Source organism: Saccharothrix sp. BKS2, assembly GCF_047689505.1.
GTDB lineage: Bacteria > Actinomycetota > Actinomycetes > Mycobacteriales > Pseudonocardiaceae > Actinosynnema > Actinosynnema lopnurensis.
In genome coordinates this window covers 217728-238823 of record NZ_JAUQOL010000012.1, presented here as the reverse complement: position 1 = coordinate 238823, position 21096 = coordinate 217728, and the positions used below count along the sequence as shown (strand labels likewise).

The 21096-nt window shown below is 73.1% G+C and carries 17 protein-coding genes, 1 tRNA gene and 1 riboswitch; of the genes, 8 read left to right on the top strand and 10 right to left on the bottom strand.

Annotated elements, in window-relative coordinates; all coding sequences use genetic code 11:
- The first annotated feature begins 7 nt into the window (after positions 1-7).
- From Q5530_RS25870 to pth, 7 genes are all read left to right on the top strand, one after another.
- Positions 8-78: transfer RNA gene (locus Q5530_RS25870), tRNA-Gln, on the top strand.
- Positions 49-1818, top strand: a complete 1770-nt coding sequence (locus tag Q5530_RS25865; RefSeq protein WP_415365355.1) for a GGDEF domain-containing protein — start codon at positions 49-51, stop codon at positions 1816-1818. Before Q5530_RS25870 ends, Q5530_RS25865 begins: the two co-directional genes overlap by 30 nt.
- A 65-nt stretch (positions 1819-1883) precedes the next feature.
- The gene (glmU, locus tag Q5530_RS25860; protein ID WP_415365354.1) at positions 1884-3362 is read left to right on the top strand and encodes a bifunctional UDP-N-acetylglucosamine diphosphorylase/glucosamine-1-phosphate N-acetyltransferase GlmU; all 1479 of its coding nucleotides are present in this window, start codon (positions 1884-1886) and stop codon (positions 3360-3362) included.
- 13 nt (positions 3363-3375) lie between these two features.
- On the top strand, positions 3376-4347 hold the full coding sequence (locus tag Q5530_RS25855) for a ribose-phosphate diphosphokinase (RefSeq protein WP_380637429.1): 972 nt from the start codon (positions 3376-3378) through the stop codon (positions 4345-4347).
- A 455-nt stretch (positions 4348-4802) separates the two neighbouring features.
- Complete coding sequence (locus Q5530_RS25850) at positions 4803-5405, top strand: 50S ribosomal protein L25/general stress protein Ctc (protein WP_415365352.1); 603 nt, start codon at positions 4803-4805, stop codon at positions 5403-5405.
- 58 nt (positions 5406-5463) lie between these two features.
- Positions 5464-5976, top strand: a complete 513-nt coding sequence (locus Q5530_RS25845) for a DivIVA domain-containing protein (RefSeq protein WP_380637391.1) — start codon at positions 5464-5466, stop codon at positions 5974-5976.
- Positions 5966-6535 carry an aminoacyl-tRNA hydrolase gene (pth, locus tag Q5530_RS25840; RefSeq protein ID WP_415365349.1) on the top strand — a complete coding sequence of 190 codons (570 nt, stop codon included), beginning with the start codon at positions 5966-5968 and terminating at the stop codon, positions 6533-6535. The genes Q5530_RS25845 and pth overlap by 11 nt, the downstream gene beginning before the upstream one ends.
- Before the next feature lie 187 nt (positions 6536-6722).
- Here the strand turns inward: pth and Q5530_RS25835 are convergent, their stop codons facing one another.
- Complete coding sequence (locus Q5530_RS25835) at positions 6723-8375, bottom strand: fatty acyl-AMP ligase (protein ID WP_415365348.1); 1653 nt, start codon at positions 8373-8375, stop codon at positions 6723-6725.
- Positions 8376-8483: 108 nt separating this feature from the next.
- On the opposite strand from Q5530_RS25835, the gene Q5530_RS25830 reads away from it, so the two are divergent.
- Entirely contained in the window at positions 8484-9671 is a 1188-nt protein-coding gene (locus tag Q5530_RS25830) for a DivIVA domain-containing protein (RefSeq protein ID WP_415365347.1), read from the top strand.
- Between the two features lie 152 nt (positions 9672-9823).
- On the opposite strand, the gene Q5530_RS25825 is transcribed toward Q5530_RS25830, so the two are convergent.
- From Q5530_RS25825 to metG, 9 genes are all read right to left on the bottom strand, one after another.
- Positions 9824-11590, bottom strand: a complete 1767-nt coding sequence (locus Q5530_RS25825; protein ID WP_415365346.1) for an ATP-binding cassette domain-containing protein — start codon at positions 11588-11590, stop codon at positions 9824-9826.
- Positions 11591-11628: 38 nt separating this feature from the next.
- Entirely contained in the window at positions 11629-12591 is a 963-nt protein-coding gene (locus tag Q5530_RS25820) for a 4-(cytidine 5'-diphospho)-2-C-methyl-D-erythritol kinase (RefSeq protein ID WP_415365344.1), read from the bottom strand.
- 193 nt (positions 12592-12784) lie between these two features.
- Positions 12785-13594, bottom strand: coding sequence for a MetQ/NlpA family ABC transporter substrate-binding protein (locus Q5530_RS25815; RefSeq protein ID WP_415365342.1), 810 nt, complete (start codon positions 13592-13594; stop codon positions 12785-12787).
- Between the two features lie 46 nt (positions 13595-13640).
- Positions 13641-14324 carry a methionine ABC transporter permease gene (locus tag Q5530_RS25810; protein ID WP_380637384.1) on the bottom strand — a complete coding sequence of 228 codons (684 nt, stop codon included), beginning with the start codon at positions 14322-14324 and terminating at the stop codon, positions 13641-13643.
- Complete coding sequence (locus Q5530_RS25805) at positions 14321-15331, bottom strand: methionine ABC transporter ATP-binding protein (protein ID WP_415365340.1); 1011 nt, start codon at positions 15329-15331, stop codon at positions 14321-14323. The genes Q5530_RS25810 and Q5530_RS25805 overlap by 4 nt, the downstream gene beginning before the upstream one ends.
- Positions 15332-15544: 213 nt before the next feature.
- Positions 15545-15636, bottom strand: a riboswitch (SAM riboswitch).
- An 87-nt stretch (positions 15637-15723) separates the two neighbouring features.
- Positions 15724-16605 (bottom strand): 16S rRNA (adenine(1518)-N(6)/adenine(1519)-N(6))-dimethyltransferase RsmA, encoded by an 882-nt coding sequence (rsmA, locus tag Q5530_RS25800; protein ID WP_415365338.1) that lies wholly within the window; start codon positions 16603-16605, stop codon positions 15724-15726.
- Between the two features lie 10 nt (positions 16606-16615).
- Positions 16616-18064, bottom strand: a complete 1449-nt coding sequence (locus Q5530_RS25795) for a transglycosylase family protein (RefSeq protein WP_415365336.1) — start codon at positions 18062-18064, stop codon at positions 16616-16618.
- Positions 18065-18342: 278 nt separating this feature from the next.
- Entirely contained in the window at positions 18343-19179 is an 837-nt protein-coding gene (locus tag Q5530_RS25790; protein WP_415365334.1) for a TatD family hydrolase, read from the bottom strand.
- A complete protein-coding gene (metG, locus tag Q5530_RS25785) occupies positions 19176-20966 on the bottom strand; it encodes a methionine--tRNA ligase (protein ID WP_415365333.1) in 1791 nt (596 codons plus the stop codon). Before metG ends, Q5530_RS25790 begins: the two co-directional genes overlap by 4 nt.
- Positions 20967-21096: the final 130 nt, after the last annotated feature.

Genomic DNA, 21096 nt, shown 5'->3' with positions numbered 1-21096 from the left:
CGGCCGTTCCGCCATGGTGTAAAGGCAGCACCTCGGATTTTGGTTCCGATGGTCCAGGTTCGAATCCTGGTGGCGGAGCGAGGGTCGGGTCGGGGCGTCCGGGTCGGCCGCCCTGCGTCTGCATGGGGGTGGGAGTCGCTGCACGGGGAAGCGGTCGACGAGCAGGGCAACGTGGCGCCGACGCTCCACGAGATGTCCGACGCGTGGCTGGTGGGCCGCGCCAGCGAACTCGTGGCCGTGGCCCAGAGCAGCCACCTCTCGGACCAGCTCGACGCCGCCCACGAGGTCGACGACATCCTCGCCGAGGCCCAGGGCCGCGGTGAGCCCCGGATCGTCGGCCAGCTCCTGCGCGCGGCCGCGGTGGTCCGGATCGTCACCCCCGGCCTGGTCGACCTGTCGGACTCCGTCCTGGACGAGATGCTGGCGCACTGCCGCCGGCACGGCCTGGTGGTGCTGGAGGCCGAGGCGCACGCGCTGCGCGGCCGCCGCTACCTGCTGGGCGGGTTCGAGGACAAGGCGCTCACCGAGGTCGCCGGCGGCCTGGCCATGCTGGAGGAGAACCTCACCCCCGACCCGGTGATGGACAAGCGCACCTGGGACCGGCTGCTCGCGTCCGCGCTCCAGACCACCGGCCTCGTGCTCACCCAGCTGGGCGTCTACGAGATGGCCGACGAGGTGCTGGCCCGCGCGCACAACGCGATCCGCGACAGCGCCAACCCGCACCTGATCTACGTGCACCTGGTCAACCGGGCCCGCCTGCTCATCGGCTGGGGCCTGCGCCTGGAGCGGGTGGACAACCTGGGCGAGGCGACCGAGCGGTTCGCCACCGCCTCGGCCATCGCCACCGCCTCCGAGCTGCCGTTCCGCGAGTCGCTGCACCCCGGCCGGCGCGACCGCTCCGCCGCCGAGCAGGTGCCGGTGATCGGCGCGGCCCACGCGCTGGCCAAGCCGGGGGCGGGGCACATCTCGCGGCTGTGGACGCTGCGCGAGCTGGCCATGTACGCGCGGGAGCTGATCATCGTCTCCATCGCGCTGGCCCGCTGCCTGGAGATGGAGGAGCTGCCGCAGCAGGCGCTCCAGGTCCTGCACGACGCCCGCGGCCGGCTGGAGCACGACACCTCCGAGCCGACCCTGATGCTGTGCCTGACCCGTGAGTTCGCCCGCATGTCCGGCCCCCGCGGCGAGCGCACGATCTCCGCCCTCCAGACCTACGCCAACGCGCTGGAGGTCGAGCTGTGGCTGATGCAGGAGGCCCGCACGGCCACCCTGCTCACCCGCCGCGACCACGAACGGCTGACCCGGGCGCACGGCGCGATCGCCCAGCAGGCGCTCCAGGACCCGCTCACCGGCCTGCCCAACCGCCGCGCCCTGGACGACCGCCTCGACGCGCTCATCAGCGCCCAGACCCACCCGATGGCCATCGCGCTGGTGGACCTCGACGGGTTCAAGGTGGTCAACGACAAGTACTCGCACGCCGAGGGCGACAACGTCCTGCGCGTGATTGCCAGCACACTCCGGAGCGCCCTGCGGGGTGACGACCTGGTGGCCCGGTACGGCGGCGACGAGTTCGTCGTGCTGCTGCCCGGCGCGCCGCTGCACGCCGCCGAGGCGGCCCTCGGCCGGGCCGTGGATGCCGTCGCGGAGCTGCCTTCCGACCTGTCCAGGGGGGTCACGCTGTCGGTCGGCGTGATCTCCGTGCGCCCCCTCGAAGCCGCCCACGCGGCCCTCGCCCGAGCCGACTCCGCGATGTACGCGGCGAAGCGCAGAGGTGGCTGCCGGGTTGCCGCCGTGGAGGGCGAGCCCTCCTCGGAGGCTTAGTATCAACACCTGGCGGGAGCCAGGTCTCTCCCGCCGCCAGGCACGCCTAGCTAGGGAGAGCGCTGATGCTTGAGGGTGTTCCCACCCCGGTCAGCACCATCGTCCTCGCGGCGGGTGAGGGCACCCGCATGCGCTCAGCCGTCCCCAAGGTCCTGCACCGCATCGCGGGCCGCTCCCTCGTGGAGCACGCGGTGCGCGCGGCCGCCGGGACCGACCCCGATCACCTGGCCGTCGTGGTCGGGCACGGCCGCGCCGCGGTCACCGAGCACCTCGACTCGCTGTCCACCGCGCTGGACCGCAAGGTCACCGTCGCGGTGCAGGAGGAGCAGAAGGGCACCGGGCACGCGGTCGGCTGCGGCCTGGCCGAGCTGCCCGCGGACCTCGGCGGCACCGTCGTGGTGACCTACGGCGACGCGCCCCTGCTGGACTCCGACACCCTGCGCGCCCTGCTCGTCGAGCACGGCGCGCGGGGCAACGCGGTGACGGTGCTGACCTCCGTGGTCGCCGACCCCACCGGCTACGGCCGGATCGTGCGGTCGGCCGCCGGCGAGGTGGAGGCCATCGTCGAGCAGAAGGACGCCACCGAGGCGCAGCGCGCGATCGCCGAGGTCAACTCGGGCGTGTACGCGTTCGACGCGGCCGTGCTGCGCGACGGGCTGTCCCGGCTGTCCACCGACAACGCCCAGGGCGAGCTGTACCTGACCGACGTGCTCACCATCGCGCGGTCGGACGGCCGGCGCGTGGGCGCGCTCGTCATCGACGACCCGTGGCTGGTCGAGGGCGTCAACGACCGCGTGCAGCTGGCGCGGCTGGGCGCGGAGCTGAACCGCCGCCTGGTCGAGGCCGCGATGCGCGCGGGCGCGACCGTGGTCGACCCGGCCACCACGTGGCTGGACGCCGACGTGCGGCTGGGCCGGGACGTGCTGGTCGAGCCGGGCGTGCAGCTGCGCGCGGGCACGGTGGTCGGCGAGGGCGCGGTCGTCGGCCCGGACACCACCCTGAGCGGGTGCTCGATCGGCGCGGGCGCGACCGTGGTGCGCACCCACGGCAGCGGCGCGGAGATCGGCGCGGGCGCCTCCGTCGGCCCGTTCGCCTACCTGCGGCCGGGCACCCGGCTGGGCGCGGACGGCAAGATCGGCACGTTCGTCGAGGTCAAGAACTCCGACATCGGCACCGGGTCGAAGGTCCCCCACCTGAGCTACATCGGCGACGCCACCATCGGCGAGCACTCCAACATCGGCGCGGCGAGCGTCACGGTGAACTACGACGGCGTGCGCAAGCACCGGACCACGATCGGCTCCCACTGCCGCACCGGCTCGGACAACATGTTCGTCGCGCCGGTGACGGTCGGGGACGGCGCCTACACCGGCGCCGGGACCGTCGTGCGGCGCGACGTGCCACCGGGCGCCCTGGGCGTGTCGGGCGGACCGCAGCGCAACCTCGACGGCTGGGTGATCACCCGCAGGTCGGGCACCGCCGCCGCGGAGGCGGCGGAGCGCGCCCTGTCGCCCGACAATGCAGGCACAACCGACGGAGGGCGCTGACGTGAACCCCACGATGGCCGGGACGCCGAAGAAGAACCTGATGCTGTTCGGGGGGCGGGCCTATCCCGAGCTGACCGAGCAGGTCGCCAAGCACCTGAACGTGTCGATCACCCCGCAGTCGGCCTACGACTTCGCCAACGGCGAGATCTTCGTGCGCTTCGAGGAGAGCGTGCGCGGCTGCGACGCGTTCGTGGTCCAGTCGCACTGCGCCCCCATCAACCAGTGGCTCATGGAGCAGCTGATCATGGTGGACGCGCTCAAGCGGGCCTCGGCCAAGCGCATCACCGTGATCATGCCGTACTACCCGTACGCGCGGCAGGACAAGAAGCACCGCGGCCGCGAGCCGATCTCCGCGCGCCTGGTGGCCGACCTGTTCAAGACCGCCGGGGCCGACCGCCTCGTGTCGGTCGACCTGCACACCGCGCAGATCCAGGGCTTCTTCGACGGCCCGGTGGACCACCTGTGGGCCATGCCGCTGCTGGCCGAGCACATCCGCGACAAGTACGCGGGCCAGGAGCTGACCGTGGTGTCGCCGGACGCGGGCCGCACCAAGCTGGCCGAGAAGTGGGCGGACACCCTGGGCGGCACGCCCATCGCGTTCATCCACAAGACCCGCGACCCGCTGCGGCCGAACGAGGTCGTGGCCAACCGCGTGGTCGGGCAGGTCAAGGACCGCCTGTGCGTGGTGATCGACGACATGATCGACACCGGCGGCACCATCACCAAGGCGGTCGAGCAGCTGCTGGCCGAGGGCGCGTCCGACGTGGTCATCGCGGCCACCCACGCGATCCTGTCCGGTCCGGCGGTGGAGCGGCTGCGCGACTGCGGCGCCCGCGAGGTCGTGTTCACCGACACGCTGCCGATCCCGGCCGAGAAGCGGTTCGACGCGCTGACCGTGCTGCCGATCGCCCCCCTGCTGGCCCGGGTGATCCAGGAGGTCTTCGAGGACGGCTCGGTGACGTCCCTGTTCGACGGCAACGCCTGACGCGGTGCGCCGCGAGGGGCCCCGACCGCCGGTGCGGTCGGGGCCCCTCGCTCGTTCACGGGCGCGGTGCGGGTGTGCTGTTCGGTGCGGGTGCGGGTGCGCGGTCGGTGGTCGGCCACGCCGCCGGCCCGGATCCACCACCCGTTCGGAGCACCACCCGAATGGCCCAACAGCACTGGACAGCGCGACCGGAACGCCCGCCTGAAGTCGAGCTGAACAGGGGGTTTCACCGGTGGGTGGCGGGGAAACAACCCCCGGTTGGGACTCGTCGCGGGTCCGGCTTACACTGGTCGGGTTGCCTCGGCGAGGGCGAGCTCCAAGCTCGGCGTGATCGACGCGGCGGTGTTGTGATGCCGCGCGTGTCCACCATCCGCGCGCACCCGCCGCCGCAGGCCGACAAGCCCCCGCTCCTCGCCAGCCCGACGTCAAGGCCATACCGTTAGGAGAGCCCCACCGTGTCCGAGGTCCGTCTCGCCGCAGAACAGCGCACCGAGTTCGGCAAGGGCGCCGCCCGCCGCACCCGCCGCGCAGGCAAGATCCCCGCGGTGCTCTACGGCCACGGTTCCGACCCGAAGCACCTGGCCCTGCCGGCGCTCGAGTTCGCCCGTGTCGTCCGCGAGCACGGTCACAACGCAGTGCTGACGCTGGACATCGACAACGCCAGCGAGCTCGCGCTGACCAAGACCGTCACCACCCACCCCATCAAGAACTACATCGAGCACGTCGACCTGCTGCTGGTGCAGCGGGGCGAGAAGGTCACCGTCGAGGTGCCCGTGGTCGTCACCGGCGAGCCCGCCTCGGGCACGCTGGTCCAGCAGGACCTGACGACCATCCAGCTGGAGGTCGAGGCCCTCAACATCCCCGACCAGGTCGAGCTGTCCATCGAGGGCGCCGAGGCCGGCACCCAGGTGCACGCCTCCGACCTGACCCTGCCGCAGGGCGCCACCCTGGCCACCGACCCGGAGGCCATGGTCCTCGCGATCGGCGCCGCGCCCACCGCCGAGCAGATGGAGGGCGGCGACGCCGCCGAGGCCGGCGAGGCCGGCGAAGAGGGCTGAGCCCATCACGTCGGGCAGTTCTGACGGCACGCCTCCCCCGCCTCACGGCTGGGGCGGCGTGCCGTTCCCGTACCTCAGCCCGGCGCAGGTGCGCTCGACGCGGTTCCCGCACAAGCGCGGCAAGGGCTACGACCCGGCGCAGGTCGACGCGTTCGCGCTGCGCATCGCCGACTCGCTGGCGGGCCGCGTGCCGCTGCACCCCGACCAGGTGCGCGGGGCCGTGTTCACCGAGGTGCCCGGCGGGTACGACCAGCGCGCCGTGGACGCCTTCCTGACGGCCCTGGAGCAGCAGCTGCGCAGCGGCCACGTGCCGCCGACCAGCCTCCAGAGCGGCGAGGCGCTGCTGGCGGTGAAGCTGGCGAGGTCGTCGAACGGCTACGATCGCGGCGAGGTCGACGCGTTCCTCGGCCGGGCCGCCGCGACGCTGGACGGCCGGGGCCGGATGACCTCGGTCGAGGTCCGCCACACCAGGTTCAGCACCACGTCGGGGCTCCGGCGCGGGTACCGGGTGGACGCGGTGGACGCCCTGTTGGACGAGCTTGAGCAGGAGTTGCGGTTCCGTGGCCGATGACGTGCACCTGGTCGTGGGGTTGGGCAACCCGGGCCCCAAGTACGAGGGCAACCGCCACAACGTCGGCTTCCTCGTGCTGGACGTGCTCGCCGACCGCGTGGGCGGCCGGTTCAAGGCGCACCGGGGCGGGGCGGAGGTGCTGGAGGGCCGGTTGGCCGGGCGCCGGGTCGTGCTGGCCAAGCCGCGCGGCTACATGAACACCTCCGGCGGGCCGGTGGCCGGCACCGCGAACTTCTACAAGGTGCCGCCCGCGTCGGTCGTCGTGGTGCACGACGAGCTGGACCTGCCGTTCGGCACGGTGCGGCTCAAGCTCGGCGGCGGCGAGAACGGGCACAACGGCCTGCGGTCGATCACGAAGTCGCTGGGCACCAAGGACTACCACCGGGTGCGCTTCGGCATCGACCGGCCGCCGGGTCGGATGGACCCGGCCGACTACGTGCTGCGCGACTTCTCGGTGGTGGAGCGCAAGGAGCTGGCGTTCGAGCTGGACCGCACGGCCGACGCCGTCGAGGCGCTGCTGGAGCTGGGGCTGGAAAGCGCCCAGAACAAAGTGCACTGAACAAAGTGCACTGAACGCGGTCCGCTGGACGAGGCGCACTGAACGAGCGCCACCGGCACGAGCGCCGTCGGCGCCCGAAGCGGGCGAGCAGGTGCCAGACCTCACCCGCGGGGCGCGGTCCAGGGGTGGCCCCGTCGACCGCGCCGCCACGTGCGCGAGTGCCCGCCGCGCCGCCGTCACCCCGCCCTCACCCCGCGGCGGGCACCAGGACCGCGGCGGCCGAGCGGCGCAGCTTGCCCGAGGGCGTCTTCGGCAGGCTGCCGGGCTTGAGCACGACCACCGAGTACGGCCGCAGCCCGACCGCGTCCACGACCCGCGCGCCGATCTCCTTGGCCAGCACGCGCACCGCCTCGTCGTCGCCCGCGAACCTCGACTCCACCACCACGGCGAACCGCTCGCGCCGGGTGCCCGCGTCCAGCCGCACGGCCACCGCGTTGCCCGCGCGCACGCCCTCGACGGAGGTCGCGGCGCGCTCGATGTCGGTGGGGTAGATGTTGCGGCCGCCCATGATGATCACGTCCTTGCGGCGCCCGCAGACCACCACCTGGCCGTCCACCACGTAGCCCTCGTCGCCGGTGTCGAGCCAGCCCTCGTCGTCGCGGGTGGCCCGCGGGCCGTCCACGGTGAGGTAGCCGGGGGTCACCGCCTCGCCGCGCACCCGCAGCCGGCCGACGCGCCGCTCCCCGAGCGCCTCGCCCGCCTCGTCGACGACCCGCACCTCCAGGCCCGGTAGCGGCGGCCCGAGCAGCGGGAACGCCCGCGCGTTGGGGTGGTCGGCCGGGACCGGGGCGGCGTGCTTGCCCGCCTCCAGCTCCTCCGGGTCGACCACGTCCACCGCCATGCCGGTGAACACGGGCGCGAACGCCACGCCCAGCGTCGTCTCCGCCATGCCGTAGGCGCACAGGATGCTCTCGGGGCGCAGGCCGAACCGCTCGCCCTCGTCGGTGAACGCCGTCACCGCGGCCGGGTCGATGGGCTCGGCCCCGTTGAGCGCGATGCGCAGCCTCGACAGGTCGTACGCGCCGTCGTCCACGCCCCTCATGCGGCGGGCCGCGATGGCGTAGGCGAAGTTCGGGGCGGCGGTGATGGTGCCGCCGTACCGGCTGATCAGGTCCGGCCACAGGGTGGGGCCGGCGAGGAAGTCGACCGGGGTGACCTTGACCAGTTCGAGGCCGAACAGCATGGGCACGGTCAGGAAGCCGACCATCCCCATGTCGTGGAACAGCGGGAGCCACGACACCATCACGTCGTGCTCCGGGTCCAGCTCGGCGGCGGTCCACATGGCCTCGGCGTTGGACCACAGGTTGCCGTGGGTGATCCGGACGGCCTTCGGGTCGGCGGTGGAGCCGCTGGTGAGCTGGAGCAGGGCGGACGCGTCCTCGTCCACCCCGACCGGCGCGGGCAGCGGGTCGCCGTCCAGGTCCTCGATCCGGCGGTAGGCGACGCCGTGCCCGTCGAGCACGTCGGCCAGGGCGTCGAACGGCGCGCCCAGCAGCACCAGCTCCGCGCCGATCATGCGCAGCACGCGCAGGGTGTCCTCGGCCCACTCGGCCAGGTCGGTGCGGGCGGTGGGCTGGTGCAGCATGGTGGTGCTGCCGCCCGCGAGCCACACCGCCTGCACGGCGGGCGCGATGGCCGCCGGGTCGCCCGCGAGGACCGCGACCGCCGCGCCCCGCTCGACGCCACCCGCCACGAGCGCGCCCGCCGCGCGGGCCGCCCGCTCGTGCACCTCCAGCCACGTCCGGCGGACCGGGGTGCCCGGCTCCCCCGTGGTCATGCCCTTGTCGCGCCCCAGGGCGCCCGCGGCGGTTGCCACCATCGTGTCCACGAACCGGCTCATGACCGCCAGGGTAGAGCGATCCGGTGGGCTCATTGAGCCGATAGGGCGAAACATCCGGCCCATCGGCCCGCGATACTCCCCGGTACACCACACGGAGGAGGTAACCGGGTGACCGGGTTCGACGCGCGTCAGCACACGCCGGCACACCCGGCGCCGCTGCTGAGCGCCCGCGACCTGCGGCAGGTCGCCTTCCACCGCCCGCCGCCCGGTCGACCGGGGTACGACGAGGGCCAGGTGGACGCCTTCCTCGACCGGATCGAGGAAACCCTGCTCGGTCGGGACGACGTGACCGAGCGGGACGTGCGCCGGGTCCGGTTCAGACCCGCGCTGCCCGGTTACCACGCGGCCGAGGTGGACGCGTTCATGGACCTCGTCGCGGACACCCTCGGCTCCACGCCGCAACGCCGCCAGGCGTCCGCGCCCGCCATCGGCGCGCACGCCACGTCCACCGGGATGCGCCCCGCGCCGCGGCTGACGCCCGAGGACGTGCGCGGCGTGCGGTTCCACAAGCCCAGGCCCGGCAACCGCGGGTACCACGAGGGCCAGGTCGACGCGTTCCTGGACCGGATCGAGGAGACGCTGGCGGGCCGGGACGTCCTGACCGCGACGGAGGTCCAGGACAAGGAGTTCGGCCACGCGCCACCGGGCACGGTCGGCTACGACGAGGACGACGTGGACACGTTCCTCGACCTGGTCGTGGTGACGCTGGAGCGCACCCCGCCCCCGCCGCCGACCCGGCCGCGACCGGGGCCGGGCACCCGGCCGCTGACCGCGCGGGACGTGCGCACGGTGTCGTTCGGCAAACCGCCGCGCGGGCGGCGCGGCTACCTGGAGTCCCAGGTGGACAGGTTCCTGGACCGCGTCGAGAACACCATGCTGGGGCAGGACGACCTGACGGCGGGCGAGGTGCGGGAGGTCCGCTTCAGCCGCCCCGTGTTCGGCCGGCGCGGGTACGACGAGAACGAGGTGGACGCGTTCCTGGCGCGGGTGGAGAAGCAGCTCACCGAGGGTCCGCCGCGACCGGCCGCGCTGCCCCCGATCACGTCGTGGAAGCAGCTGCGGCAGCTCAAGATCCCCCTGGCGGGCCCCGCCGCGCGCGGCTACCGGACGTCCCAGGTGGACCGGGTGCTGGAGGAGGTCGGCATCGCGCTGGACGGCATGGTCGGCGCGTCGGCGGCGGAGGTGGCCAAGGCCCGGTTCGCCCAGTCGCTGATGACCGGGCAGGGCTACGACTGCGCGTTCGTCGACGAGCTGATGCCGCTGCTGGTGGCGGAGCTGCGCCGCCGGGGGAGGTAGGGGCGCGCGGCCGGGGTGCCACGGCCGGGCGGGCCGCCGGAGGGGCCCGGAGCACCCGCGGCCCGGCGGGGTCGTCCCGTCGCGGGGCCCCGCCGGCGCGCCTCAGCCCTCCGGCGCCTCAGACCTCCGCACCCCGTCGGCCCTCCACGACCTCAGCCCTCCACCGTCTCCGCCGCCTCCAGCCACCGGGCCTCGACGTCCTCCGCCTCCGCCAGCACGGCCTTCAGCTCGGCGTCCAGGGCCAGCAGCCGCTCGGGGTCGGTGGCCGCCCCCGCCAGCTTCGCGTGCAGGTCGGTCTCCTTCTTCTGCAACGTCTCCAGCCGCCGCTCCAGGCGGGCCAGCTCCTTGCGCGCCGCGCGCTGGTCGGCGCCCGTCGTCGGGGCCGCCGCGGGCTTCGCCGCCGGGACCGCGACCTCCAGCTGCCGGTCGCGCCGCCGCAGGTACTCCTCGATGCCGCCGGGCAGGTCGGTCAGCCCGCCGTCGCCGAGGAGGGCCACCACCTGGTCGCACACCCGCTCCACCAGGTACCGGTCGTGGGAGATGACGACCAGCGTGCCGGGCCACGAGTCGAGCAGGTCCTCCAGCTGCTGGAGGGTGTCGATGTCCAGGTCGTTGGTCGGCTCGTCGAGCAGCAGCACGTTCGGCTCGGCCATCAGCAGCCGGCACAGCTGGAGCCGCCGCCGCTCGCCGCCGGACAGGTCGCCGACCGGGGTCCACTGCCGCTGCGAGGAGAAACCGAACCGCTCGGCCAGCTGCGAGGCCGACATCTCCTGCTTGCCCAGCACCACCCGGCGGGCGATCTCCTCGACCGCCTCCAGCACCCGCATCGAGCCGTCGAGGTCGTGCAGCTCCTGGCTCAGGTGCGCGAGCTTCACCGTCTGGCCCTGGACCCGGCGCCCCGTCACCAGCGGCTGCTCGCCGGCCAGCGCCCGCAGCAGCGTGGTCTTGCCCGAGCCGTTCACGCCGACGATGCCGACCCGGTCGCCGGGTCCGATGCGCCACGTCAGGTCGCGCACCAGCACGCGGTCCGGCACGGCGAGCGTGGCGTCCTCCAGCTCCAGCACCGTGCGGCCCAGGCGGCGCTTGGCGAAGGCCAGCAGCTCCACCGAGTCGCGCGGCGGCGGCACGTCCGAGATCAGCGCCTCGGCCGCCTCGATCCGGTAGCGCGGCTTGGACGTGCGGGCGGGCGCGCCGCGGCGCAGCCACGCCAGCTCCTTGCGGGCCAGGTTGCGGCGCTTCTCCTCGGCCGTGTCGGCCAGGCGGGCGCGCTCGGCCCGCGCGAAGATCCAGTCGGCGTAACCGCCCTCGTACTGCTCGACCCGGCCGCCCGTGACCTCCCACGTCCGGCTGCACACGGTGTCCAGGAACCACCGGTCGTGGGTCACCACGACGAGGGCGGTGCGCCGGGCCAGCAGGTGGTCGGCCAGCCAGCGCACGCCCTCCACGTCGAGGTGGTTGGTCGGCTCGTCCAGCACCACCAGGTCCAGGTCGCGCACCAGCGCCGAGGCCAGCGCGACCCGCCGCCGCTCGCCGCCGGACATGGTGCCCACCGGCGAGTCCAGCCCGAAGCCGGTGATGCCCAGGCCGTCGAGGATGGAGCGGACCCGCGCGTCCGCCGCCCACTCGTGCTCCGCGCCGTACCCGAGGGGGTCGAGCACGGCGTTGCGCACGGTCGAGCCCTCGGCCAGCTCGGTGCGCTGCGTGACCACGGCCATGCGCAGGCCGCGGTTGCGGCTGACGCGCCCGTCGTCCGGTTCGGCGACGCCGGCCAGCACCTCCAGCAGAGTGGTCTTGCCACCGCCGTTGAGGCCCACCACGCCGATCCGGTCACCCTCGCCGACGCCGAGGGACACGCCGTCGAGCAGCGGGCGCACGCCGAACGACTTGGACACGTTCTCAAGATTGACCAGGTTGGCCACTACCAGCACCTTCGTCGAGACGGGCGGAACGGTCGAGCTCAGGCGTGCACTTCCGGCGGGGTCGGCCGGGGCTCCTCGGTGCCGATCACGCGGGCGCCGTGCACCGGGCCCTGCGCGACGCGCACCGTCCGGCACACCCCCGCGCCCGCCAGCTCGGCCGCCACCCGGACCGCCGAGTCGCCGTCCGTGCACAGGAACGCGCAGGTGGGGCCGGACCCGGACACCATGCCGGCCAGCGCGCCCGCGTTCACGCCCGCCCGCAGCGTGCGCCGCAGGTTCGGGCGCAGCGAGACCGCCGCGGCCTGGAGGTCGTTGCCCAGCAGCAGCGCGAGCTGCCGCGGGTCGCCGGACGCCAGGCCCTCCAGCACCGCCTCCGCGTCGCCGACGCGCGGCGGGTCGCCGTCCGCGCGCAGCCGGTCCAGCTCGTCGAACACCTCGGGGGTGGCCAGGCCGCGCCGGTCGAAGGCGAGCACCCAGTGGAACGGGTGGCGCGCCAGCACGGGCACGATCCGGTCGCCGCGGTCGGTGCCCAGCGCGGTGCCGCCGTAGATGGCGAACGGGACGTCCGCGCCGATCTTGGCGGCCAGCTCGGCCAGCTCGTCCCGGGAGACCTCCAGCCGCCACAGCGAGGACAGGCCGACCAGCGTCGCGGCCGCGTCCGCGCTGCCGCCCGCCATGCCGCCCGCGACCGGGATGGACTTGCGGATCACCACCCGGACCTTCGGGTCCTCGGGGTCCCGGCCGACGTGCTCGGCCAGCACCCGCACCGCCCGCCAGGCCAGGTTGGACGCGCCGGTGGGCACCGAGTCGGCGCCCTCGCCGTGCACCTCCACCCCGGGGTCCTCGGCGATGGCGACGGTGACCTCGTCGGTCAGCGACAGGGCCTGGAAGATCGTCACCAGGTCGTGGTAGCCGTCCGCGCGCGGATCACCCACGGCCAGGTGCAGGTTGACCTTGGCCGGGACGCGGACGGTGACCGGGGGCGGGACGACAGCGAGCACGCCCTGAAGCCTACGGGCGTCCCGGGGGTGCCCGCGCCCACCCACCCCTGACCAGCACCGGATCCCCCGAACGCTCAACTCGGGGGTCCCGAACGTACGACACGACAGTCCCGAACGTACGACTCGCGCGAGTCGTACGCCCAGACCCCGCGAGTCGTACGTCCAGGACCCCCGAGTTACACGTTCAGGACGGTCAGACCGGGAGGACCGAGCCCGAGAAGGTGGCGGCGATGTAGTCCTTGACCTGCTGGGACTGGAGCAGGGCCAGCAGGTCCCGGACGCGCCGGTCGTCCTTCAGCTCGGCGCGGGTGACCAGGCCGTTGGCGTTGGGGTTGCCCTCGGTCTTCTCCAGCGCCAGGGCGTCGTCGGCCGGGTTGAGTCCCGCGTCGATGGCGTAGTTGCCGTTGATCACGGACGCGTCGGTGTCGTCGAGCGAGCGCGGCAGCTGGGCGGCCTCCAGCACGACGAACTCCAGGTTCTTCGGGTTGTCCTCGACGTCCCGGACCGTCGCGGTCCTCTCGGTGCCCGCCTTCAGCTTGATCAGGCCGTTGGCCTGGAGCAGCTGGAGGGCGCGCGCCTCGTTGGTCGCGTCGTTGGCCACCGCGATCCGCGCGCCGTCCGGCAGGTCGGCCGCGGCCCGGTGCCTGTTCGAGTACAGGCCCAGCGGTTCGAGGTGCACCGGGCCGATCCACTCCAGGTCCGCGCCGCTCTCGGCCTTGAACGTGTCCAGGTACGGCACGGTCTGGAAGTAGTTGGCGTCCAGCGACCCGTCGACCAGCGCGGTGTTCGGCTGCACGTAGTCGGTGAACTCCACCACCTCGATCCTCAGGTCCTTCGAGGCGGCCAGGTTCTCGGCCACGTACTTCAGCACCTGGGCGTGCGGGACGGGGCTCACGCCGACCTTCAGCGGCGCGCCCGGGTCGGAGGCGGCGCCGGTCGGGTCACCGCTCCCGCAGCCCGCCGCGGTCAGCAGCACGGCCAGCAGGGCAGCACGGATACGCATGTCGTTCCTTCGGGGGTGAGAAGCTCGCGGGGGTGTGCGAGAGAGGTCAGACGGAGGCGTGGCGGCGCCGGTCGACGGCCCGCGCCACGCGGTTGGAGGTGAACTGGATCGCGGTGGCGACGACCGCGAGCACGGCGACCGTGCTCCACAGGTAGCGGTCGTTGAACCGCTGGTAGCCCTCGCGCACGGCGAGGTCGCCGAGCCCGCCGCCGCCGACCACGCCCGCCATGGCCGAGTAGCCGAGCAGGGCGATCGCGGTCACGCCGATGGCGTTGACCAGCGCGGGCAGCGATTCGCGCAGCAGCACGCTGCGCACGATGCGGGTGGTGGAGGACCCGGTGGTCACCGCCGCCTCCACCACGGAGACGTGCACCTCGGACAGCACGTTCTGGACCAGCCTGCCGACGAACGGGATGGCGCCCACGGCCAGCGGCACGATGGCCGCGGTCGGTCCGATGGTGGTGCTGAGCAGGAGCCTGGTCAGCGAGGTGAGCACCACCAGCAGGACCAGGAAGGGCATGGAGCGGCCGAGGTCCACCACGAACCCGAGCACCTTGTGCGCCAGCGGCCGGGGCTTCAGCCCACCGGGTGCGGTGAGCTGGAGCCAGATGCCGACGGGGGTGCCGAGCAGGACCGCGATCAGGGTGGAGACGCCCACCATGTACAACGTCTCGCCGGTGGCGAGCAGGACCTCGTCGAACACGGTGGACCAGGGTGTCGCAGACCTCACGCAGCGACTCCCTGCGGCCCCGCCAGGGTCCGCCGCACCGAGCCGCCCGCCTCCGAGATCCACTCCAGCGCCGAGTCCGAGCGCTCGCCCTTCAGCCCGACGCGGAACCGCGCGACCGGGGTCTCCCCCAGCCTGGTCAGGCCGCCGCCCAGCAGGTTCAGCTCGATGCCGAACCGGTTGGTCACCTCGGGCAGCAGCGCGCCGACCGCGGCGAAGCCGACCAGCACCACGTCGGCGACCCGGTCGTAGGCGCTGTCGACCGCCGGGTTCTGGTCCGCGGCGGGCAGCAGCGACGCGGCCGTGCGGCTGCCGGCGTCGGACACCAGGTCGAGCACCTTGCCGTGCTCCACCACGCGCCCGTCCTCCAGGACCGCGACGTCGTCGCAGATCCGGCGCACCACGCCCATGTCGTGGGTCACCACGAGCACCGTCACGCCCAGCTCGGCGCGGGCCCGGTCCAGCACGGTGAGCACCGAGCCGGTGGTGTCCGGGTCCAGCGCGGAGGTCGGCTCGTCGGCCAGCAGCACCGAGGGCTGCGCGGCGAGCGCGCGGGCGACCGCGATGCGCTGGCGCTGGCCGCCGGAGAGCTGGTCGGGGTAGCTGCCGGCCTTGTCGGTCAGGCCCACCAGGTCCAGCAGCTCGGCGACGCGGGTGCGGCGCTGCGGCCCGGCCACGCCGGCGGCCTCCAGCGGCAGCGCGACGTTGCCCGCGGCGGTGCGCTGGCGCAGCAGGGAATCGCCCTGGGGCACGACGCCGATGCGCCGGCGGGCGGCGCGCAGGGCGGTGCCGTCGAGGGAGACGAGGTCGGTGCCGTCGACGCGGATCGCGCCGCTGTCGGGGCGCTCCAGCAGCGCGACGCACCGGGCGAGGGTGGACTTGCCGGCGCCGCTCGGGCCGACCACGCCGAGCACGGTGCCCGCGGCGACGTCCAGGTTCACGCCGTCCAGCGCGCGAACCTGCCCGGTACTCCCGGGGAAGGACTTGGTGAGGTTCTCGACAGTGATCACGTTTTCACTCCACGACTGCGTGCGGCAGCGCGCGCTCGGGGCGCGGGCGACCGGGGGTCTTCAGCTGGCAGGTGCGTCCGGACGGGGACGCGGCGGTGGGGAGGGGAGGAGCGCCGGGGCGATCAGCTCGTCAGCTGCGACAGCCGGAGACCGTGCGGCGGCCGTGGTCCACGACTCGCCGGCGCGTGAGCATTCGCATCCTGGGCACGTGATCCTCCATCGTTCCTGGCTGAAGCACCTGCCCCCAGGTGGGGTGGTTGCTGCGGCGTCGTGGAGCCAGGTCTCTCGGCCGCTCGGGATGGCAAGTCGAGTACACCTGAAGGACCCCGCCCGACGCAAGCCCGTAACGGAACCGTCCGGCAAATCACACTGATGGCCGAAAAGATCGATGTTTAGAGGGGGGTGGCGGCTTCGACTATCCGGATGAAGTCTCTGATACCGAGCTTTTCGCCGCGCGCGCCCGGGTCGACCCCGGCGGCCAGCAGCACGCGCTCGGCCTCGGCGGCCGAACCGGCCCACCCGGACAGGGCGCCGCGCAGGGTCTTGCGCCGCTGCGCGAAAGCCGCGTCCACCAACGAGAACAGCGCTTTGCGGTCCACAGTGGACAGCAGCTCGTGGCGCTCGAACGCGACCAGCGCGGAGTCCACGTTGGGCACCGGCCAGAACACGGAGCGGGACACCGGGCCCACCCGGCGGGCGTCGGCGTACCAGGCGAGCTTGACGCTGGGCACCCCGTAGACCTTGCTGCCCGGACCGGCGGCCATCCGGTCGGCCACCTCCGACTGCACCATCACCAGGCCGGTGCGCAACGACGGCAGCTCGGCCAGCAGGTGCAGCACCACGGGCACCGCCACGTTGTACGGCAGGTTGGCCACCAGCGCGGTCGGCGCGTGCGGCAGTTGCGCGACCGTGACGCGCATCGCGTCCGCGTGGACGACGGCGAGCCGGTCGGCCAGGTCGGGCGCGCGCTCGGCGACGGTGACCGGCAGGCGGTCGGCCAGCACCCCGTCGATCTCCACCGCCACCAGGGCCCGGCACGAGGGCAGCAGCGCCAGGGTCAGGGAACCCAGGCCGGGCCCCACCTCCAGCACGACGTCGTCCGGCCGCAGCGCGGCCGAGGACACGATGCGGCGCACCGTGTTCGGGTCGTGCACGAAGTTCTGGCCCAGCTTCTTGGTCGGGCGGACGTCGAGGTCGGCGGCCAGCCGACGGACGTCGGCCGGGCCGAGGAGCGCGCTGCCCCCCGGCCCGGCCGGCGATGAAGCTCCGGTCACGCGCCCATTCTTACGGCAGGCCCAGCTTGGACCGGCAGCCGGGCCACGCGGAGTAGCCGCCGCGGGCGTCGCGCAGCTTGGTCGCGATGGCGATCTGCTGCTCGCGGGACGCCTGGTGCGGGTACGCGGCGTACTGGCTGCCGCCGTAGGCGTCCCAGGTGCCCTTGTTGAACTGGAGGCCGCCGTAGTAGCCGTTGCCGGTGTTGATGGCCCAGTTGCCGCCGGCCTCGCACTTGGCCAGCGAGTCCCACACCGCGCCGTCCGGCGGCAGCTTGGTGCCGACCTTGACCTTGCGGGCCTTGGGCTCCTTGGTGATCTTCACGCCCAGCTTCTCGCGGGCGATCTCCTTGCCGTTCTTGGTGGTGACGCGGTAGGTGACGATCTGCTCGCCCGCCGCGCCCTCCTCCACGACCTGCTTCTGGCCCTTCATCATGGTGTCGTCCTTGACCTCCTCGACGGCCGGCTGCACCGGCTCCGTCGCGTTGATCACCGAGACACCGGTGCGGCTGATGTGGACCTCGGCGCCGCTGGTGATGCGCAGGTCCGAGGCCGTCTCGAGCTTGTCGTCCGGGCCCAGGGCGAGGTTCTCGACCCGCATGAGCTCCTCGACCGTCACCGCGGTCGTCCGGAGCCGGCGCGGCTCGTGCCCGCCGTCGTAGAGCGTGATCGTCTTGAGGCTCTTGACCTCCAGGGACATGCCCGAGAGCGGGACGTCCATGCCGCGCTCGTGGGAGACCCAGGCGCCCTCGTCCTCGATCCTGAGCTGGTCCAGGGCCTCGTCCACGGTGACCGAGCGGACCCAGCCCTCGCGCTGCTCGCCGTCCACGGTGGCCTTGACCAGGCGGCCGCGGTCGAGCGTGATCCGGCCGCCGTCGCCGACCTTGGCCTGGGGGCTCGGGCTCAGGGCGTCGTGCGCGCCGACCGTGATGCCCTCGTCGGCGAGGATCTCGCCGACGGTGCCCTCGTAGGTCCGCACGGTCTTGGCCTCGCCGTCCACGTCGACCGTGATCGACTTGTCCATGGCGATGGCGGTCGCGCCGCCGCCGGAGATCGTCACCAGCACGGTGGCGACCGCGGCCTTGAGGAAGCGGCGCTTCCACTTCCCGGCGGCCTCGACCAGGGCGGCGGGCGGGGCGTCGGGCCGCTCGGCGGCCAGGGCGCCCGCCACGCGGTCCTGGGAGACCTCGTCCGGGATGATGATCGGCGGGAGGAGCGTGGTCTCGGCGTTGATGAGCCGGATCAACTCGTCGACGTCGACGTTGGCGCTCGCGAGCAGCTCGTCGGCGTCGGGGCCGAGGACGTCGAGGACGTCGTTCGGCGTGATCGTGAAGACCGCGGTCTCCCAGTTCGCGTTGTCCCACTCGACGGACGCGGTCGGCCGCTCCAGGACGTCGACCGAGGCGGCCGGGACGTCTGTCACGGGCGTAAACCAGTCGGTGTCCTCGTTGAACGAGTTCACGGGGTTCCATACCTCCTGAAGGCGCGAAGTCCCGCAACGCGCACGGTCGTCGTCGGCGGTCAGCTACTGATCTCCGGCAACTCCCGTGCTGTTGGTCCTTCTCGCTTCTGGTGTGTCGACCCGCCCCGACCGCGGGTGCGCCCCGGCACTGGATACGTGGGGCACGGTCACGGGACCGTAACGGGTGTCGGGAGGTTGTGCAAACACCCCGGCAAGACTTGTGAGTTCAGTCACCCCGTCGGCGGTGCAGGGCGGTACTCCGTTCGTCGCAAGGAGCATCAGTGCTGCGCTGCGTCACGGAGCCCGAAGATCCGCTCGGCGTTCCGGGTGATCGCGGAGGCGAGTTCCGCCAGGTCAACCTCACGCAGGGTCGCCAGGTCCCGCAGCGTGTAGTTCGCGCAATAGGGTTCGTTCGGATGACCCCGGTACGGGTGGGGGGTGAGGAACGGCGCGTCCGTTTCGACCAGCAGGCGTTCCTCCGGCGTCCACCGCGCGGCTTCCCGGAGCGCGTGGGCGTTGCGGAAGGTCGCGGGGCCCGCGAAGGACAGCGTGAAGCCCCGTTCCACGCACCGCCGCGCGAAGTCGAGGTCGCCGGAGAAGCAGTGGAACACCACCTCGGCCGGCGCGCCCTCCTCGTCCAGCACCCGCAGGACGTCCTCGTGCGCCTCGCGGTCGTGGATCATCAGCGGCTTGCCGGTGTCCTTGGCGAGCCCGACGTGCCACCGGAAGGCGGCGCGCTGGTCCTCGGGGGAGGCGTGGTCCCAGTAGTAGTCCAGCCCGGTCTCGCCGATGGCGACCACGCGCGGGTGCCCGGCCAGCTCCGCCAGCACGGCCCGCTCGTGCTCGCCGAAGCCCGTGGTGCGCGTGGGGTGCAGCGCGACGGCGGCGAAGACCCGGTCGTCCCACGTGGCCGCCTCGGCGGCCCAGCGGGCGGCCTCCAGGTCGTCGGCGACGGTGATGACGCGGTCGACCCCGGCCGCGTTGGCCCGGTCGAGCAGGACCGCCACGTCCCGCGGGGTCTTCGCGCCGCAGGCGTCGAGGTGGGTGTGCGCGTCGACCACCGGCGCCGGGAGTGGTTCCGGCGCCGGCGGTCGTTCGCCCCTGCGCCCGGTCACCGGACGATCGGGGCCCACTCGGGGCCCTTCTCGCCCAGCTCCGGGTCGAGCTTCGCGAACAGCGGGGTCGGCTTGTCCAGCGGCCGGCCCACCTCGATCGGCGTGGACCCCCACGTCGCCTGCTCGGCGGCGTAGTCCCCGGTCAGCACGGGGTACTCGCGGTCGGGCACGTCGAGGTCGGCCACCTCGGTGATCTCCGGCTGCGCCGCCCACACGCCCCGGCCGCCCAGCAGCTCGTGCACCTTCTGCGCGGAGTGCGGCAGGAACGGCGTGAGCAGGGCGTTGGCGTCCTGGACGACCTGGAGGGCGGTGTGCAGGACGGTGTCCCGGCGCTCCGGGTCGTCCTTGAGCTTCCACGGCTCCTGGTCGGACAGGTAGCGGTTGGCCGCGCCGACCACCCTCATCGCCTCGGTCGACGCCTGCTTGAACCGCGAGCGGCGCAGGTGGCCGCCGACGACGTCGAACGCGGTGCGGCTCAGCGACAGCAGCTCGTGGTCGGCCTCGGTCGGCCTGGTCGGTCGCGGCACCGCGCCCACGTTCTTGTGGGCCAGCGAGATGGACCGGTTGACCAGGTTGCCCCACTCGTTGGCCAGCTCGAAGTTCGTGCGGCGGACGAACTCCTCCCAGGTGAAGTCGGTGTCCTGGTTCTCCGGGCCGGCGACCGAGATGAAGTAGCGCAGCGCGTCCGGGCCGAACTCGCGCAGGAAGTCGGTCACGTAGATGACCGTGCCGCGCGAGGTGGAGAACTTCGAGCCGCTCATGGTGAGGAACTCGGACGACACGACCTCGGTCGGCAGGTTCAGCGGGCCGAACGAGCCGGGCTCGCCGCCCTTCGCGCCCTGCCCGTTCTGGCCCAGCAGCAGCGACGGCCAGATCAGCGAGTGGAAGACGATGTTGTCCTTGCCCATGAAGTAGTACCCCTGGGCGTCGCCGGTCCAGAACTCGCGCCAGGCGTCCGGGTTCCCGCTGCGGCGGGCCCACTCGACGCTCGCGCTGAAGTAGCCGATCACCGCGTCGAACCACACGTAGAACCGCTTCATCGGCTGGTCGCGCCAGCCGTCCAGCGGGATGGGGATGCCCCAGTCCAGGTCGCGGGTGATGGCGCGCGGGCGCAGGTCGCCGATCAGGTTCCGGCTGAACTTGAGCACGTTCGGGCGCCACTCGGTGCGCGTCTGGAGCCAGGTGCCCAGGGCGTCGATGAACTGCGGCAGGTCCAGGAACAGGTGCTCGGTCTCGACGAACTTCGGGATCTCGCCGTTGATGCGCGAGCGCGGGTTCTTCAGGTCGACGGGGTCGAGCTGGTTGCCGCAGTTGTCGCACTGGTCGCCGCGGGCGCCGTCGTAGCCGCAGATCGGGCAGGTGCCCTCGATGTAGCGGTCGGGCAGGGTGCGGCCGGTGGACGGGCTGATCGCGCCCATCTCCGTCCTGGGGACGATGTAGCCGTTGCGCCAGAGGGAGAGGAACAGCTCCTGGACGACCTGGTAGTGGTTGCCGGTGGTGGTGCGGGTGAACAGGTCGTAGGACAGGCCCAGGCCGTGCAGGTCCTCGGTGATCACGCGGTGGTACTTGTCGACCAGCTGGCGGGTGGTCAGGCCCTCCTTCTCGGCCTGGACCGAGATGGGGGTGCCGTGCTCGTCGGAGCCGGAGACCATGAGCACCCGGTGGCCCGACATGCGCATGAAGCGGGAGAACACGTCGGAGGGGACACCGAAACCGGAGACGTGACCGATGTGGCGGGGGCCGTTGGCGTAGGGCCACGCCACCGCGGTCAGCACGGAGGCACTCATGCGTTAAGCCTACGGAGGGGGTGCGAGCGGGTTTGCGCGGGTGGGCGGGTCGGCCCGGACGGGTGACGCGGCGCGGCCGGGCCGGTCGCGGCGGTCGTGGACGCGGCCGTTGTCGATCACCGGCCGACGC

Excerpts from the sequence above, each read along its gene's own strand:
- Q5530_RS25865 (WP_415365355.1), top strand. The coding sequence starts at position 49 with ATGGTCCAGGTTCGAATCCTGGTGGCGGAGCGAGGGTCGGGTCGGGGC.
- glmU (WP_415365354.1), top strand. The coding sequence starts at position 1,884 with ATGCTTGAGGGTGTTCCCACCCCGGTCAGCACCATCGTCCTCGCGGCG.
- Q5530_RS25855 (WP_380637429.1), top strand. The coding sequence starts at position 3,376 with ATGGCCGGGACGCCGAAGAAGAACCTGATGCTGTTCGGGGGGCGGGCC.
- Q5530_RS25835 (WP_415365348.1), bottom strand. The coding sequence starts at position 8,375 with ATGAGCCGGTTCGTGGACACGATGGTGGCAACCGCCGCGGGCGCCCTG.
- Q5530_RS25815 (WP_415365342.1), bottom strand. The coding sequence starts at position 13,594 with ATGCGTATCCGTGCTGCCCTGCTGGCCGTGCTGCTGACCGCGGCGGGC.
- metG (WP_415365333.1), bottom strand. The coding sequence starts at position 20,966 with ATGAGTGCCTCCGTGCTGACCGCGGTGGCGTGGCCCTACGCCAACGGC.